Origin of the sequence: Streptomyces sp. NPDC048516 (assembly GCF_043199875.1) — a bacterium.
Classification (GTDB): Bacteria; Actinomycetota; Actinomycetes; order Streptomycetales; family Streptomycetaceae; genus Streptomyces.
The window spans coordinates 400,697-416,115 of record NZ_JBICWS010000001.1 but is presented as its reverse complement, the minus strand read 5'-3'; the positions used below and the strand labels follow the sequence as shown (position 1 = coordinate 416,115).

Sequence of the window (15,419 nt, the reverse complement as noted above, 5' to 3'; positions counted from 1 at the left end):
CCGGCCCGGTAGCCGGCCGGAGCGCGGCCCCGGTAGCGGCCGGGCCTGGCCGGGCTCACCCGTCCTCCTTCGGGGCGGGAATCCATTTGTTGCCGCCCAGCGGGAAGTCGTACTGCGGCCGGCCCTCCATCCCACTGGTGTGGAACGGCTGCCCGTGGTCGTCGATGCGGAGCGTGCCGTGCCGGTTCCCGCTGGACCACTCCAGCTCCAGGTACCAGCGCACCGCGCGGACCCCGGCCCGCGCGGTGACCTTGAAGACCTCGGGGTCGCGCTCGCTCACCTTGTAGGGGAAGTCCCGCTGTCCGCCCTGCGGCACGATGCTGGGCTGCGCCGCGTCCAGGGAAACCCCGAACGTCTTGGGCGTGATGCCGCCGCCGCAGCCCACGCCCATGCTGTAGGCGTTCCAGGCGGGCGGCGCGGTACTACTCACCACCCGCACCCGCAGCCCGTGCAACACCACGGTCTTGTCCCCCGTGCCCTGCACCGATATCTGCACCAGTTGGCTGTCCGCCGAGACCGCGCCCAGCGACGAAATCCAGCCCCGGACGTCCTGTTCGGGGGGTGGTGGAGACATCTTGCCCGGGGGTCTGTCGACCAAGTAGCGCTGGCTGCACGGGCTCTCCCAGCGGTACGGGCGGACATCCACACTCACCGGGAGCCCGGCCCGGTCGTCCGTGCCCGGTGTGTTCGCCTGTCCGCCGCCGACCGTACGGGACGGGGAGAGGGTGGTGGACGGGGATGAGGACGGGGACGGGCCCGTGCTCCCCGTAACGCGCGGCTTCGCGGACGCCGAGGGCAACCGGCCGCCCTCCGCCCGCGCCGCCCCGTTGCCGCTCTCCGCACTTGCGGTCCGCCGGGCTGCCGCCTCGCGGCCGTGCCCGCCCCCACCGGCGACCAGTCCGGCGGTCAGCGCGGCGGAGACGGCCACGGCGGCCACGGCGATGCCGGCCGCGGGCGCGATACGCCGCCGGCGGCCCCCGGGTACCGCCTGGTCGTCGGGCTGCCCCTCGGGGCTGATCCCCGCGACCCGGCCAGAGACGGACCCCGCCGCGAGGTGCGCAGGTGGCGGCACGGGCGCGGCACCGGGGTGAGCCCCACGGTCGGCACCGCATTCGGAGTCGCACTCGGCCCCGAACTCGGACTCGGATTCGGACTCGGACTCGTATGCGGATGGGGACTCCGGCCCGGAGCCGGGCCCGGACCGGGTACCGGCCGCCCGCCCGGACCCGACCCTGGACTCAGCCCCGGACCCGGACTCAGCCCTGGACTCAGACCCGGACCCAGCAACCGTCTCCTCCCCCGCGGCAACAACCGCCGTGCCTCTGCCCGCTTGCTTACGATCCCGCTCCCGGCGTCGCGCCTCGTCCGCCAGGATCCACCGCCGGTGCAGCTCCACCAGCTCGTCCGGTGTCGCCCGGCACAGCCGTGCCAGCCGCTCCAGCGGTGCGTATTCCGTCGGCACCGCGTCACCGTTGCAGTAGCGGTGCAGCGTCGACGTGCTCATGTGCAGCCGCTTGGCGAGCGTCCCGTAGCTATTCCCGGAGCGCTCCTTCAACTCCTTGAGCAGCGCCGCGACCCCAGCTGCTTCCTCGATCGCCCCCACTGTCACTCCCTCCCCGCCGGCGCACACCGCGCACGGACCGTTCACCCCACACGACCGGCCCGAGCCGGACCGCCCCGCCCCACCCCACACCGACATCGCCAATTCCGCTGCGCCGGTACTGGATCATCAGTACTGCATTCTCCAGGGCGGCGGCGGCATGACCCCAGCGTCCCGCAACCGCACGGGCTCCCCGGCCTTTCCCTCGCTGCGGCGCAACAGCGAAGCCGCAGGTCAGGCCGCTCATGTCACATTCGGCCGAGCTGTGTCGTCATCAGTGTGCAAGCGCCGACAACGGCCGACAACCAGCATCGGCACCCCACGACAGAGGAGATCACCATGAGTGCCCGACTGAACGCCTTCGGCAGCCCGACCATGGGAAAGGTCTTCAAGCACATCATTGCGGCAGGCAAGGTGCTGGAGGACTCGACGCTGCCGGCCGCAACGCAGGAGCTGGTGAAGCTCCGCGCCAGCCAGATCAACGGGTGCGGTTTCTGCACCGACATGCACAGCAAAGACGCCGCCGCTGCCGGTGAGACCTCGGTACGCCTCAACCTGGTCGCGGCGTGGCGGGAGGCCACGGTCTTCACCGAGGCCGAACGGGCCGCGCTGGAGCTGACGGAGCAGGGCACCCGCATCGCGGATGCGGCCGGTGGGGTGACGGACGAGGCCTGGGCGAACGCCGCCAAGCACTACGACGAGGAGCAGCTGGCCGCCCTGGTGTGCGCGATCGCCCTCATCAACGCCTTCAACCGGGCGAACGTCCTCATCCAGCAGCCCGCCGGCGACTACCGGCCCGGCCAGTTCGCCTGACCCGGGGCGCCGGGCCACCTGCTGACACCCAGGTGCCCCGGCGCCCCGGCCCCCGGCCGGCGGTGCCCCGGCCGGCGGTGCCCCGGCCGGCGGTGCTCCGTGGCTGCAGCATCACATGCCCCTCACGCCCCTCTACCTTCAGCGCGTCGACTGCCGTCATGCGGCTGCCGCTCCCGGCCGGGGCGCGACCGTAGAACTGTCGCTATCGGGCGTCCAGAGACACGAACAACCCTGGCGATGAGATCGACGCGGACAGCCGGTCGTTAGGGGGACGAGGGAAGGAGATCCCCCATGCCGACACAGGGCCCCGCAAAGCGCCCCACGACCGAACTCGACGCCCGCTACAGCCACGCGCTCCATCCCCGCCCGGGCACCACCGACGCCACCGCCACCGAGTGCCCAGCGGCAGTTGACGGCCGCCGGGATCTTCTTCTGTCAACAACGCTCGTGATCAATACACCTAGCCGATCCGTTCGGCCAGCGCGACGATGATCCCCGAGGGGCCGCGGAGGTTGCAGAGTCGGTAGATGTTCTCGTACTGCGCCACCTCGCCGAGGAGTTCGGCGCCATGACGGCGCAGGCGGGTGATCGTGTCGTCGATGTCGTCGACGGCGAACATGACACGGTGCAGGCCCAGAGTGTGGGGTGGCGGGTTGAGCGGCCCGGCAGTGATCGCCGCGGGAGTGTGAAACTTCGTCAGCTCCAGCTTGCCGTGGCCGTCCGGGGTGCGCATCATCGCGATGGCGCTGCGGACCCCGTCGAGGCCGACCGTCTGGTCCGCCCAGATACCCTCGATCTGCGCTTCGCCTTCCAGCTCCATGCCGAGCTCGGTGAAGAAGGCGATGGCAGCCTCCAGGTCGTCGACGACGATGCCTACGTTGTCCATCCGCTGAATCGACACGGGGTGCTCCTTCTTCGTCGCGCAGTCCGTTCTGGCTATTGGTACCGCTGGGACGGAGCCGGTGCCGCATTCTCGACACCCGGAAGTGTCGATGTTTCGGGTGCTTCACCTTGCCGACGCCCTACGGCTCGCGATCGCCTACCGGGCCGCACCCCACCTCGCGAGCAACCCTCATCTGGACCCGACACTGACCAAAGATCTGGACCCGACGCTGACCAAAGAGAAGAACCCAGGTGTTGTCGGTCAGCGTGCCCTGATGGAAGTACAGATGCCACCCTGCCGCACTCCTGCGCCACAGTGAAGTGCGTCGCGCTCGGTGGCCGTTGCAGTCGGAGCCGCGGTTCGCTTTCGACAGCGGCTCGTACGGACGGGTCCTCCTCATCATGTATGGAGCGAGCCTGCGGTCCGGCCTCTCACGAGAGTGGGTCCTGGTCAGGGCCGATCATGTCTTGCGGGGGTCGGTGATCTGACGCACCGCCGGTGGACCCGACGGGAGCCGTCGCCCCTTGGCGCTGGGATACCGCTCCGTCAGCGCACTGCAGATGGAAAGGTGGGAGGGCTCATATCCACGTGACGGGAGAACGCTCGGCATGGCTGTCATCCACCACACCCGCCTTGAACCGACCAAACTGGAACTCCTCGCCTCCTGGCTCCCCTCCCGTCCGTGGTATCACGGCGGCGCGGGAGGGCCGGAGCTGGCCAACGCCGGTGGCTTCCGGCTGGACGACCCGCAGGGTGAGGTCGGGATCGAGTTCATCGTGGTCACCGACGCCTCCGGCCCTCTGCCGACCGCCTACCTCGTTCCGCTCACGTATCGCGGCGCCCCGCTCGACGGAGCCGAGCACGCGCTCGTCGGCACCATGGAGCACGGAGTGCTGGGGCGGCGCTGGGTCTACGACGGCTGCCATGACCCGGTGTTGGCCGACCGCTTGCCGGCTCTGATCGAGGGGCGGGCCCAGGCCCAGGACCAGAACACCACTGGCGCCCCGGCCCGGGACGTCACCTGTGCCCATACCGGCGAAGGCCCCATCCGCATGGACTTCAGCACGGCTGCCACCGACACCCGGCAGAGCACGGAACTGCCCACGCTGAACGGCATGGTCCTCCGGTTGCACCGGGCACTTCGGCCCGCCCCGGACGCCTCATCCGTCCCCCCGCGGGGAACGATCGGCCATGTCGCCGGCTCCTGGCACATGCCGGATCGCAGCCGCGCCACGGGACTGTTCGCCACCTTGCAGAGCGGCTCTCGGAGCTAACAGCTGTCTTGCACATTCTCGTGAACCCGGGAACCCGGGAACCCGGGAACCCGGGAACCGGGAACCCGGGAACCTGTGCCTACTCCTTTCCTGTCTTCCGTTTCCGATGGGCGGCGAGTATCGCCCGGCCCAGCCGGTGAGCAGGTGCCGGCTTGCGAAGGTGGTGCCGGCAGCAGCAGCTGCGCTCTGCCGCACGCATCGCCCGGGAAACCTACGGCTGCCGCCCCTCGTCCGGCTTCCTCCGCTCCGCATGCATGACACAGTCGTCCCGGTTCGCCTACCCCCGATCGCCTCAATGACAATTCTGGTAAGCGCCGATAACGTTGCGGCCGATCTCCCGGCTGATCGTGGATTGGCCAGCTCCTCTGCATATCTCTCAGGGTGAGATCCGCCCCGGAGCCGGGACGATCTCGTCATGCCTTGGGTCCCTGCCGCGTCGAATCACCCGGAGTGTGCTGGGAACACTGGACCGGTCGATCTGGTGCGGAATGAATCCCTTCGAGGAAACGCTCCCTGAATTGTCGAACGCCGAAACTCCATGCGACTCGCGCACGAACCGGGTTCGGCATCGATCTTGTGGTCGTTGGGCCTCGGCTGGAAACTCGGCATTCTCCGGGCCTGGCGCCCCGGAAGTAGTAGAGCTGGAACCCCGCACCACGCGGCCTTCGTCTCCGTGACCTGCGGCCTCATCCGCTGGCGACGCCGCAAGAAGCAGCAGTAGCCATGGCCCGGCTACGAGCCCACAGCACCTTGTGTCAATGTTCCCGGGGCCGGAAGCGACCGGCCATCAACGTGCTCGATTTACCATGTCGGCCGAGGATGATTGAGCCCGGTTCGACGCACCACATCAACCCGAGCTGATAAGCGCAGCCGACCGCCCCTGTGCTCAGGAGTGGTCGTACCAGGCAAACGCTGCGATCCGCCAACCCTCTGAGGTGCGGACGAACTGGATGGTCTTGGTCCCGCCTCCCTCGAACTTCTCACCATCCATGATCCCGGACTTGCGGTACTCGCTGAACCGCGACGCGATATCGCCCGCGATCTCTGTCCGTTCGGAGGTCTCCCACTCGGAGAACTCGACCAGCCGACCCTCGGTCAGCAGCCGCTGCCGAGGCTCGATGAACTCGTCCACGGTGTAGACGGTGAACTGCGCGCCGGTGTTGACGATCACGCCACTCGGAAGCACCAGCCGGCGGATCCGGGCCACATCGGCAGTCTTGCCGCCCCGGTTGTCAAAGGCATCGAAGAACTCGGCGGTCACCACGTCTATTTCGATCTTGGACATGGCGCGACGGTAACACCGAGGGGCGTCGGAGATCGCCGGTCTCGACAAGCGGCGCTACGTCGTCGAGCAGACCGTCGCGCACCATGCGCGGCTCCCGGTGCCCGGCTCGCTCCCCTTGCCTTCGTCATCGTCGTCTGCCTTCCTCATCGTCTGCCTTCGTCATCGTCGTCGGGGCCGACCACGTCCGGGGCACGCGGGGGCCGCAGCCCGTCGCGTGGTGCGGAGGCGGTGAGGCTGTACCGGCCGAGGACATGGAGCTTGGTTGCGCCTGGACCAAGCTCGTTCCTCGGCACGGAAACCGTTCGCCGAATAGTCCGGCGCTCTGCTTGGCTCGCTCCATGAGTGATCTCCACATCCGCTGCGCCACCCTCTCGGACATCGACACGGTGCTGCAGTTCTGGCGCGAAGCCGCGGAAGGCACGAGCATCAGCGACGACCACGACGGAGTGGCCCGACTCGTCACACGAGACCCCGAAGCCCTGCTCCTCGCAGAGCGCGACGGCGTCCTCGCGGGGACCGTGATAGCCGGCTTCGACGGATGGCGCTGCCACCTCTACCGGCTGGCCGTGCACCCCGGGTACCGCAGGCAGGGCATCGGTGGTGCGCTGCTGGCGGCGGCCGAGGAGCGGTTCCGTGCGCTGGGCGGGCGGCGCGGCGATGCGATGGTGCTGGACCGCAATGAAACGGCGCAGCATGCATGGCGGGCGGCGGATTACGCGCCCGAGCCCCAGTGGAGCCGCTGGGTCAAGCACCTCGACGGCTGAGCTACCCCCGGACATCCCGATACACCGATACACCGATACGCCGTCGCACTGGCGCCCCTAGCCCCTACGCTCCTACGCTCCTACGCCCCTACGCCCCTACGCCCCTACGCCCAAAGAGCCCGCTCCGGCCCCCAGCACGGGGCGGGCTCGCCCGCGACCGCTCCGGCCCCCGGCACGGGGCGGGCTCGCCCGCGACCGGCAACTTTGCTGATCCTTTACTATGGAGTCTCCCCTCCCCCGAGTGAAAGGTGTGTGAGCGTCCAGCCATGGGCGAGCCTCCTAGTTGTCGATCATCCATTCGACAGAGCGCGAACCTCCCGATCCTGTTCGATCATGGGACGGAGGTGACTCGATGACCGACCTGCTCTTTCTGGGCGTAGCACTCCTTCTGACCCTGGCCTGCGGGGTCTTCGTCGCCGCCGAGTTCTCCCTGACGACCGTCGAGCGCAGCGACCTCGAACGCGCCGCCGAGCGCGGCGACCGGGGCGCGGACAGCGGGCTGAAGGCGGTCCGCAGCCTCACCTTCCAGCTCTCCGGCGCGCAGCTCGGCATCACCGTCACCGGCCTGGTCATCGGCATGCTGTCCAAGCCGGCGATCGCCACCCTGCTGGCGGGGCCGCTCGACGCCATGGGCCTGCCGCATTCGGTGGCGGAATCGGCCGCCCTGGTGCTCGGAACGGCGATCTCGACGGTTGTCCTGATGGTCGTCGGCGAGCTGGTGCCGAAGAACTGGGCCATCTCCGACCCGCTGGCCATCGCGAAACGGGTCGCCACCGCTCAGCGCGGCTTCAGCGCCGCCTTCAAGCCGTTGATCCGACATCTCAACAATGCCGCGAACCACATGGTCCGCCGGATGGGTCTGGAGCCCGCGGAGGAACTGGCCTCGGCGCGCGGTCCGCAGGAGCTGGTGGCGCTGGCGCGGCACTCCGCCAAGGAAGGCGCGCTGGAGCCCGACACCGCCGAGCTGTTCGTCCGCACCCTCAACCTCGCCGATCTGACCGCGGAGAACGTCATGACCCCGCGGGTGCAGGTGATCGCGCTGGAGGTGCAGTCCACCGCGGAGGACGTGGCCAATGCGACCCGGGCGACCGGGCTGTCCCGCTTCCCCGTCTACCGCGGCAGCCTGGACAGCGTCGTCGGGGTGGCACACATCAAGGACGTACTCGCCGTCCCGGCCGAACGCCGGCCCCGGCACCCGGTGTCCGAGCTGGTGCGCGAGCCGCTGCTGGTGCCCACGACGCTGACCGTGGACCGGCTGCTGGACCGGCTCTCCGGCAAGCGCACGATGGCCGTGGTCATCGACGAATACGGCGGCACGGCCGGCGTGGTGACGCTGGAGGACATCGTCGAGGAGGTGGTCGGCGAGGTCCGCGACGAGCACGATCCGATGGAGACTCCCGACCTGACGCCGGCCGGCACCGACGCCGAAGGCCGCAGGGTCTACCAGGCCGACGGCTCCGCTCGCACCGACCAACTGCAGCGGATCGGCCTGTGGCTGCCCGAGGGCCCGTACGAAACCCTCGCCGGACTGGTCGCCACCGAACTCGGCCGGATACCGGTGGCCGGCGACACCCTGGAGGTGGCCGGCTGGCGGATGGATGTGCTGGACGCCTCCGGCCATCGCGCCGCGCGGGTGCTGTTGCACGCCCCGCTCCCGGGCAGCCACGACGAGCAGGACGCGGAGGCCCGCCGATGATCGGGTTGCAGCTTTTCGTGGGCCTGCTGACACTGGTCGTCAACGCCTTCTTCGTGGGCGCCGAATTCGCCGTGATCTCGGTGCGCCGCAGCCAGATCGAGCCGTACGCCGAGCGCGGTGACCGCCGGGCGACCAGCGTGCTGTGGGGTCTGCAACATGTCTCGGCCCTGCTGGCGGCCGCCCAGCTGGGCATCACCCTGTGCACCCTGGTGCTGGGCGCGGTCGCCGAGCCGGCCATCGCGCATCTCCTGGAGCCGGTGTTCCACGCCGTGGGGATCTCGGACACGCTGATCCATCCGATCTCGTTCGTGATCGCGCTGTCGCTGGCCACCTATCTGCACATGCTCTTCGGCGAGATGGTGCCGAAGAACGTCGCACTGGCCGAGCCGGTCCGCAGCGCCCTGATGCTCGGGCCGCCGCTGGTCGCGCTGACCCGGGCGCTGCGCCCGGTGATCTTCGCGATCAATGCACTCGCCAATGCACTCCTCAAGCTGCTGCGGGTGGAGACCAGGGACGAGGTCGCCGCGACCTTCTCGGACGACCAGCTGGCGAAGATGGTCGAGGACTCGCGGGCGGCCGGGCTGCTCGACGAACGGGCGCAGGAGCGGCTGCGGGACGCCCTGGAGCTGGGCCGCCGCCCGGTCAGGGACGTGGTGCTGCCGGCCGAGAAGGTCGTCTCCGCACGGATGGGGGCCACGCCCGAGGAGCTGGAGCAGCTGGCCGCCGAGTCCGGCTTCTCCCGCTTTCCCGTCGTCGACGACACCCGCCGCATCCTCGGCTATCTGCACGTCAAGGACGCGCTGGACGCCGCCCCGCGCGATGTGCCCTTCCCGGTGTCCGCGCTGCGCCCGATCGCCCGGGTCAAGGCCTCGACACTGCTGGACGACGTGCTGACGGCGATGCGCGGATCGCGTACGCATCTGGCCGCGGTGATCGGCGAGGACGGGCGGCTGGCCGGGCTGGTGACGATGGAGGACGTGCTCCGGGAGCTGGTGCTGCAGCGGCCCGCGGCCTGACGAAAGGGCGGCATCCCGAGCGCCTGACCGATCGGTTAGATTATTGACCGATCGGTCAGGCGCTGTGCGCCCGGACGTGTGCGTGCTCGGACGCGTGTGCGCTCGGACGTGTGCGTGCCCTCACCGGTCGCCATCGCATCCGACGCGACGAGGGGGCAGGGGCATGGATCGCACCAGGTGCTGCATAGCGGGCGGGGGACCCGCCGGAATGATGCTCGGACTGCTGCTGGCCAGGGCCGGCATCGAGGTGACCGTTCTGGAGAAGCACGGCGACTTCCTGCGGGACTTCCGCGGGGACACCGTCCATCCGTCGACCCTGCGGCTGCTGGACGAGCTGGGCCTCGGCGAGGCGTTCGCCCGGCTGCCGTTCGCCAAACTGGCGGAGATGCGGGCGCAGGTGGGCACCACCACGGTGGTACTGGGCGATATGCGGCGCATCCCAGGCCGGCACAAGTACGTCGCCATGGTCCCGCAGTGGGACTTCCTCGATCTGCTCGCGCGGGCGGCAGCCGAGGAGCCGTGCTTCACTCTGCGGATGCAGACCGAGGTGACCGGGCTGCTGACCGAGGGCGGCCGCGTCACGGGGGTGCGGTTCCACGACGAACACGGCAGCCCCGGCGAGCTGGTCGCGGATCTGACGGTCGCCTGCGACGGCCGGGACTCGCGGGTGCGGGAGGCGGCCGGGCTCCGGCAGCGGCTGTTCGAGGTACCGATGGACGTCTGGCAGATACGCGTGGACGCACCTGCCGACCCCCTCAAGGACGGCCGGGTCTTTGCGCGCTTCGGCGGCGGCCAGGCAGCGGTCACCATGGACCGCGGCACGTACTACCAGACGTCCTATCTGATCAAGAAGGGCCGGGACGCGGAGCTGCGCGCCCACGACATCCAGTGGCTGCGCGACCGGCTCGGGGCGCTGTTCGACTGGGACGACGAGGTGACCGGCGCCATCGCTTCGTGGGACGACGTCAAGCTGCTGGAGGTGACCTTCGGGCGGCTGCGGCGCTGGTACCGGGACGGCCTGCTGTGCATCGGGGACGCGGCGCACACCATGTCGCCGGTCGGCGGCGTAGGGGTCAATCTGGCGCTGCAGGACGCGGTCGCGGCGGCCCGGATCCTGGCGGCACCGCTGCGCCGCGGCACCGTCGGCGTGGCCGATCTGGCGCACGTCCAAAAGCGGCGGCACCTGCCGATGGCCGTGGCGCAGAAGTCCCAGCAGGCGGAGCACACGATGATCCGGTCCGCGCTGGACGGCACGCTCGACGCGGACCGGCTGCCGGTGCCGATGCGGCTGCTGCGACGGGTGCCGCCGCTGCGGACGGTGGCCGGCTATCTGGGCGGGGTCGGAGTCCGTCCCGAGCGGGCTCCCGCCTTCGCCCGGGTCAGCGCCGGGGCTCGATCGCGTTGAGGGTGAACTCCTCCAGCTCCGCGGCCGCGGCGTCCAGGTCGAGCTCCGGGTGGGCCAGCCAGTGCGCGATCACCCCGTCGATCGCCCCGCCGATCGCCAGGGCAATGGTCTGGGCGTCGAACTCCCGGAATACACCGGCCTCCTGGCCTTCCGTCAGCAGTGCGGCGAGGGCCTGCCAGCGGCCGTGAGTGTCGTGCGAGCCGGGCGTCTTGAGCCGGGTCCCCCCGTCGTCGTCGAGCAGCATCTCGGTGATCACGCGCACCTGGCGGCGGTGGGCCTGCTGGTAGCCGATCATCGCCCGTACGTAGGCGACGATCGCGTCCCGCGGGCCCGCCGCCCGCGCCACCCGCTCGCCGACATGCCCGCGGAACTGCTCCATCACCTGCTCCAGTGCCGCCCGGGTCAGGTTGTCCTTCGAGGAGAAGTGGTAGAGCACCGCAGCCTTGGACAGGCCGGCGCGCTCGGCGATCGCCGACAGAGAGGTGGCGGGGTAACCGCGGGTGGAGATCAGGTCGATGGTGGCCTCGATGAGCTGCTGGCGGCGGCCCCGTTCGGTGAAGGTCAGCGCGTCGGGTCCGGCCTCCCGGCGAGGAGTCATCGCGCTTCCACCTGTACCTTTCCTCGCCCTCACGACGACTTCAGACCGTACACCGCAGGTGCCCGGCGCACCGCCGCGGACCTCGCCATACCGACCGGTATGGCGAGCGGTAGGATCACCGGGCCATGGAAATGAATGCTCACTACACCAGTTTTGTCGCGGTCGGCGACAGCTTCACCGAGGGGATGTCGGACGGACTGCCGGACGGCTCGTACCGCGGCTGGGCCGACCTGCTCGCCGCCCGGCTGGCGGCCGCCTCGCCCGGTTTCCGGTACGCCAATCTCGCGGTGCGCGGCAAGCTCATCGGGCAGATCGCCGACGAGCAGTGCGGGCCGGCCGCCTCGATGGGCGCCGACCTGGTCACGCTGGTCGGCGGACTCAATGACGTCCTGCGGCCCCGGTGTGAGGTGGACCAGGTGTGCGCGCGGTTCGAGGAGGCCGCGGCGCTGCTGGCGCGGGGCGGCGGGCAGCTGGTGCTGATGCGCAGCCCGGGACGGCAGGGGCCGGTACTGGAGCGCTTCCGGCCGCGGATGGAGCAGCTGTTCGCCTGGATCGACGAGGTGGCCGCGCGGCACGGTGCGGCGGTCGTGGACCTGTACGCGTCGCGGGCGCTGTCCGACCCGCGGATGTGGGCGGATGACCGGCTGCACCTGAACGCCAAGGGGCACCGCCGGGTGGCGGAGGCCGTCTGGCAGACGCTCGGACTGCCCGCCGAGTCGGACTGGGACGCACCGCTGCCGGCCACCCCGCCGCCGGGCTGGGGTGCGCGGCGCGCAGGGGATCTGCGTTTCGCGCGCGAGCATCTGGCGCCGTGGATAGGACGGCGGCTCACCGGCCGCTCCTCGGGCGACGGCCGCCCGGCGAAGCGCCCCGAGCTGCTGCCGTACGAGGGCTGACCTCCCGCTCCTGGCCGGTACACCGGGTGCCGCGCCCGCGTCCCGGCCCGGCGGAGTGCCCGGAAGAATGCTTGGAGGAACGTACAGCGGGGACCGGGCCGCCGGCCTGCGCAAACCGCCAGTAGACTCTCCCCACGTGACTGCTGTGTCTGCGAAGCCTCGCATCCCCAATGTCCTGGCCGGCCGCTACGCCTCCGCGGAGCTGGCCGTGCTGTGGTCCCCCGAGTACAAGGTCAAGCTGGAGCGGAAGCTGTGGCTCGCCGTGCTGCGCGCGCAGAAGGACCTGGGGGTGGAGGTCCCCGAGCAGGCGCTCGCCGACTACGAGCGGGTCCTGGAGACCGTCGACCTGGCCTCCATCGCCGAGCGCGAGAAGGTCACCCGGCACGACGTCAAGGCCCGCATCGAGGAGTTCAACGCCCTCGCCGGCCATGAGCAGGTCCACAAGGGCATGACGTCCCGCGACCTGACGGAGAACGTCGAGCAGCTGCAGGTGCGGCTGTCCCTGGAACTGATGCGGGACCGTACGGTCGCCGTGCTGGCGCGTCTGGGCTCACTGGCCGCCCAGAACGCCGAGCTGGTGATGGCGGGCCGTTCGCACAATGTCGCCGCACAGACCACGACGCTGGGCAAGCGCTTCGCGACCGCGGCCGATGAGCTGCTGGTGGCGTACGGCCGGCTGGAGGACCTGCTCTCGCGCTACCCGCTGCGCGGCATCAAGGGCCCGGTCGGCACCGCTCAGGACATGCTCGACCTGCTCGGCGGCGACGCCGCCAAGCTCGCCGATCTGGAGCAGCGGATCGCCGGGCACCTCGGCTTCGGCCAGGCCTTCACCTCCGTCGGCCAGGTCTACCCGCGCTCGCTCGACTACGACGTGGTGACCTCGCTGGTGCAGCTGGCCGCCGCCCCGTCCTCGCTGGCCAAGACCATCCGGCTGATGGCCGGACACGAGCTGGTCACCGAGGGCTTCAAGCCCGGCCAGGTCGGCTCCTCGGCGATGCCGCACAAGATGAACACCCGCTCGTGCGAGCGCGTCAACGGTCTGATGGTGATCCTGCGCGGCTACGCCTCGATGGCCGGTGAGCTCTCCGGTGACCAGTGGAACGAGGGCGATGTGTCCTGCTCGGTGGTGCGCCGGGTCGCGCTGCCGGACTCGTTCTTCGCGCTGGACGGCCTGCTGGAGACGTTCCTGACCGTGCTCGACGAGTTCGGCGCCTTCCCCGCCGTCATCGCCCGCGAGCTGGACCGCTACCTGCCCTTCCTCGCCACCACGAAGGTGCTGATGGGCGCCGTACGCGCCGGTGTGGGCCGTGAGGAGGCGCACGAGGCGATCAAGGAGAACGCGGTCGCGTCGGCGCTGGCCATGCGCGAGCAGGGCGCGGAGCGCAACGAGCTGCTGGACAAGCTGGCCGCGGATGCGCGGATCCCGCTGGACAAGGCGCAGTTGGACGCCCTGATGGCGGACAAGCTCTCCTTCACCGGCGCGGCGGCCGACCAGGTGGCGTCCGTCGCCGCCCGGATCGAGGAGATCGCCAAGCAGCACCCGGAGGCCGCGGCCTACACCCCCGGCTCGATCCTCTGACCCGAGGACCCGTGCGCTTCACCCCCGAAGAGCTGGAAGCCGCTCGCGACCGCCTCGTCCCCGACGTGGCCGCGAGCGGCCTTCACGTGCTCTTCTGCGGTATCAATCCCGGGCTGATGACGGCGGCCACCGGCCACCACTTCGCCCGCCCCGGAAATCGTTTCTGGCCGGCCCTGCACGCCGCCGGGTTCACTCCGCGCCAGTTCCGGCCCGCCGAGCAGGAGGAACTGCTCGCCCACGGCCTCGGCATCACCAATGTCGTGGCCCGGGCGACCGCCAGGGCCGACGAGCTGACCGCGGACGAGTACCGCGAGGGCGGCCGGCTGCTGGCCGAGAAGGTGGCCCGGCTGCGCCCGCGCTGGCTCGCCGTCGCCGGGGTCACCGCCTATCGCGTCGCCTTCGACGACAAGCACGCCACGATCGGCCCGCAGGAACGCACCCTGGGCGACACCCGTATCTGGGCGCTGCCCAACCCGAGCGGGCTCAACGCCCATTGGACGCCGACGACCCTGGCCGAGGAGTACGGGCGGCTGCGCGCCGCGGCGTTCGCGGAGGGCGACGGCGCATAAGGTCGTCCGCCGTTCGGCCGGCCGCCACCTTGAAGGCATGTACATGCCTACCCGGCGGCTCTACTCTGACGCCGCCCGCGCAGCCCCCACTCCCTTACGGAGACTCCTGTGCCTGCCCTCTCCGCGTCCCCCTCCCCCGCAGCGTCCCCCTCCTCCCACGGCATCCGCCGCTCGCGCCGCCGCAAAGTCACCGCGCTCGCCGGGGCGTTCGCCCTCGCCGCCACCGGACTCGGCATCTGGGCGGGCAACGGCTTCGGCGCCGAGCCGGCCGTGGCCGCCCTACCGGCCCCCGACCATGTGGTCGTGGTGGTCTTCGAGAACCACGCCTACAGCCAGGTGATCGGCAGCTCCGGCGCCCCGTACATCAACTCCCTGGCCTCCGGGGGTGCCAGTCTCACCGCCTCCTACGCCGAGACCCACCCCAGCCAGCCCAACTACTACGCCCTCTTCTCCGGTGACACCCAGGGCGTCACCGACGACAGCTGCGTCGACCCGGGATTCAGCGACGCCCCGAACCTCGCCTCGGAGCTGGCAGCGGCCGGCAAGTCCTGGGCGAGCTACAACGAGTCGCTGCCGTCCGAGGGGTCCACCACCTGCAAGAGCGGCAAGTACGCGCAGAAGCACAACCCGTGGTTCGGCTTCGGCAATGTCTCCACCGGCTCGGCGCACACCTTCGACGCGTTTCCCACCGACTTCGCGACGCTGCCGACCGTTTCCTTCGTCGTGCCGAATCTGTGCAGCGATATGCACGACTGCTCGGTCTCCAGCGGTGACACCTGGCTGAAGGACCACCTCAAGAGCTATGCGGACTGGGCCACGACCCACAACAGCCTGCTGCTGCTCACCTTCGACGAGGACAACCGGCTCAGCGGAAACCGCATCCCGACCGTGCTCTACGGCCAGCCGGTCACGGCAGGCGCCACCTCCGCCGCCACCTACAACCACTACGACGTCCTGCGCACCCTCGAGGACATGTACGGCACCTCACACGCGGGCAACGCCGCCGACGCCAAGGACATCAGCGGCATCTGGGCCGGCTGA

The 15,419-nt window shown here is 70.3% G+C and carries 14 protein-coding genes; 10 read left to right on the top strand and 4 right to left on the bottom strand.

Features of this window, described 5'->3' with window-relative positions:
• Positions 1-55: 55 nt before the first annotated feature.
• Complete coding sequence (locus ACGFR7_RS01880) at positions 56-1,603, bottom strand: helix-turn-helix domain-containing protein (protein WP_393311874.1); 1,548 nt, start codon at positions 1,601-1,603, stop codon at positions 56-58.
• A 336-nt stretch (positions 1,604-1,939) separates the two neighbouring features.
• Here ACGFR7_RS01880 and ACGFR7_RS01875 point away from each other — a divergent pair, with 336 nt between their 5' ends.
• Positions 1,940-2,413 carry a carboxymuconolactone decarboxylase family protein gene (locus ACGFR7_RS01875; RefSeq protein WP_393311872.1) on the top strand — a complete coding sequence of 158 codons (474 nt, stop codon included), beginning with the start codon at positions 1,940-1,942 and terminating at the stop codon, positions 2,411-2,413.
• Between the two features lie 460 nt (positions 2,414-2,873).
• Here ACGFR7_RS01875 and ACGFR7_RS01870 read toward each other — a convergent pair whose 3' ends face one another.
• A complete protein-coding gene (locus ACGFR7_RS01870; protein WP_393311870.1) occupies positions 2,874-3,314 on the bottom strand; it encodes a VOC family protein in 441 nt (146 codons plus the stop codon).
• 590 nt (positions 3,315-3,904) lie between these two features.
• Here ACGFR7_RS01870 and ACGFR7_RS01865 point away from each other — a divergent pair.
• Positions 3,905-4,570, top strand: a complete 666-nt coding sequence (locus ACGFR7_RS01865; RefSeq protein ID WP_393311868.1) for a 1,4-alpha-glucan branching protein — start codon at positions 3,905-3,907, stop codon at positions 4,568-4,570.
• Between the two features lie 886 nt (positions 4,571-5,456).
• On the opposite strand, the gene ACGFR7_RS01860 is transcribed toward ACGFR7_RS01865, so the two are convergent.
• Positions 5,457-5,855 (bottom strand): DUF4440 domain-containing protein, encoded by a 399-nt coding sequence (locus tag ACGFR7_RS01860; protein WP_393311866.1) that lies wholly within the window; start codon positions 5,853-5,855, stop codon positions 5,457-5,459.
• Between the two features lie 338 nt (positions 5,856-6,193).
• Between ACGFR7_RS01860 and ACGFR7_RS01855 the strand changes: the two genes are divergently transcribed.
• The 4 genes from ACGFR7_RS01855 to ACGFR7_RS01840 all read left to right on the top strand — a co-directional run bounded on the left by ACGFR7_RS01855 (position 6,194) and on the right by ACGFR7_RS01840 (position 10,736).
• The gene (locus tag ACGFR7_RS01855) at positions 6,194-6,619 is read left to right on the top strand and encodes a GNAT family N-acetyltransferase (RefSeq protein WP_393311864.1); all 426 of its coding nucleotides are present in this window, start codon (positions 6,194-6,196) and stop codon (positions 6,617-6,619) included.
• A gap of 352 nt (positions 6,620-6,971) precedes the next feature.
• Positions 6,972-8,315 carry a hemolysin family protein gene (locus ACGFR7_RS01850; protein WP_393311862.1) on the top strand — a complete coding sequence of 448 codons (1,344 nt, stop codon included), beginning with the start codon at positions 6,972-6,974 and terminating at the stop codon, positions 8,313-8,315.
• The gene (locus ACGFR7_RS01845) at positions 8,312-9,331 is read left to right on the top strand and encodes a hemolysin family protein (RefSeq protein ID WP_393311860.1); all 1,020 of its coding nucleotides are present in this window, start codon (positions 8,312-8,314) and stop codon (positions 9,329-9,331) included. The genes ACGFR7_RS01850 and ACGFR7_RS01845 overlap by 4 nt, the downstream gene beginning before the upstream one ends.
• 163 nt (positions 9,332-9,494) lie before the next feature.
• On the top strand, positions 9,495-10,736 hold the full coding sequence (locus tag ACGFR7_RS01840; RefSeq protein WP_393311858.1) for an FAD-dependent oxidoreductase: 1,242 nt from the start codon (positions 9,495-9,497) through the stop codon (positions 10,734-10,736).
• On the opposite strand, the gene ACGFR7_RS01835 is transcribed toward ACGFR7_RS01840, so the two are convergent.
• Positions 10,711-11,334: a TetR/AcrR family transcriptional regulator gene (locus ACGFR7_RS01835; RefSeq protein ID WP_393311856.1), complete on the bottom strand. Its 624-nt coding sequence runs from the start codon at positions 11,332-11,334 to the stop codon at positions 10,711-10,713. The genes ACGFR7_RS01840 and ACGFR7_RS01835 overlap by 26 nt on opposite strands.
• Positions 11,335-11,459: 125 nt before the next feature.
• On the opposite strand from ACGFR7_RS01835, the gene ACGFR7_RS01830 reads away from it, so the two are divergent.
• The 4 genes from ACGFR7_RS01830 to ACGFR7_RS01815 all read left to right on the top strand — a co-directional run bounded on the left by ACGFR7_RS01830 (position 11,460) and on the right by ACGFR7_RS01815 (position 15,419).
• Positions 11,460-12,230 carry an SGNH/GDSL hydrolase family protein gene (locus ACGFR7_RS01830; protein WP_393311854.1) on the top strand — a complete coding sequence of 257 codons (771 nt, stop codon included), beginning with the start codon at positions 11,460-11,462 and terminating at the stop codon, positions 12,228-12,230.
• A 145-nt stretch (positions 12,231-12,375) separates the two neighbouring features.
• Complete coding sequence (purB, locus tag ACGFR7_RS01825; protein ID WP_393312626.1) at positions 12,376-13,809, top strand: adenylosuccinate lyase; 1,434 nt, start codon at positions 12,376-12,378, stop codon at positions 13,807-13,809.
• 11 nt (positions 13,810-13,820) lie between these two features.
• Entirely contained in the window at positions 13,821-14,378 is a 558-nt protein-coding gene (gene mug / locus ACGFR7_RS01820) for a G/U mismatch-specific DNA glycosylase (protein WP_393311852.1), read from the top strand.
• Between the two features lie 162 nt (positions 14,379-14,540).
• A complete protein-coding gene (locus tag ACGFR7_RS01815) occupies positions 14,541-15,419 on the top strand; it encodes an alkaline phosphatase family protein (protein WP_393312624.1) in 879 nt (292 codons plus the stop codon).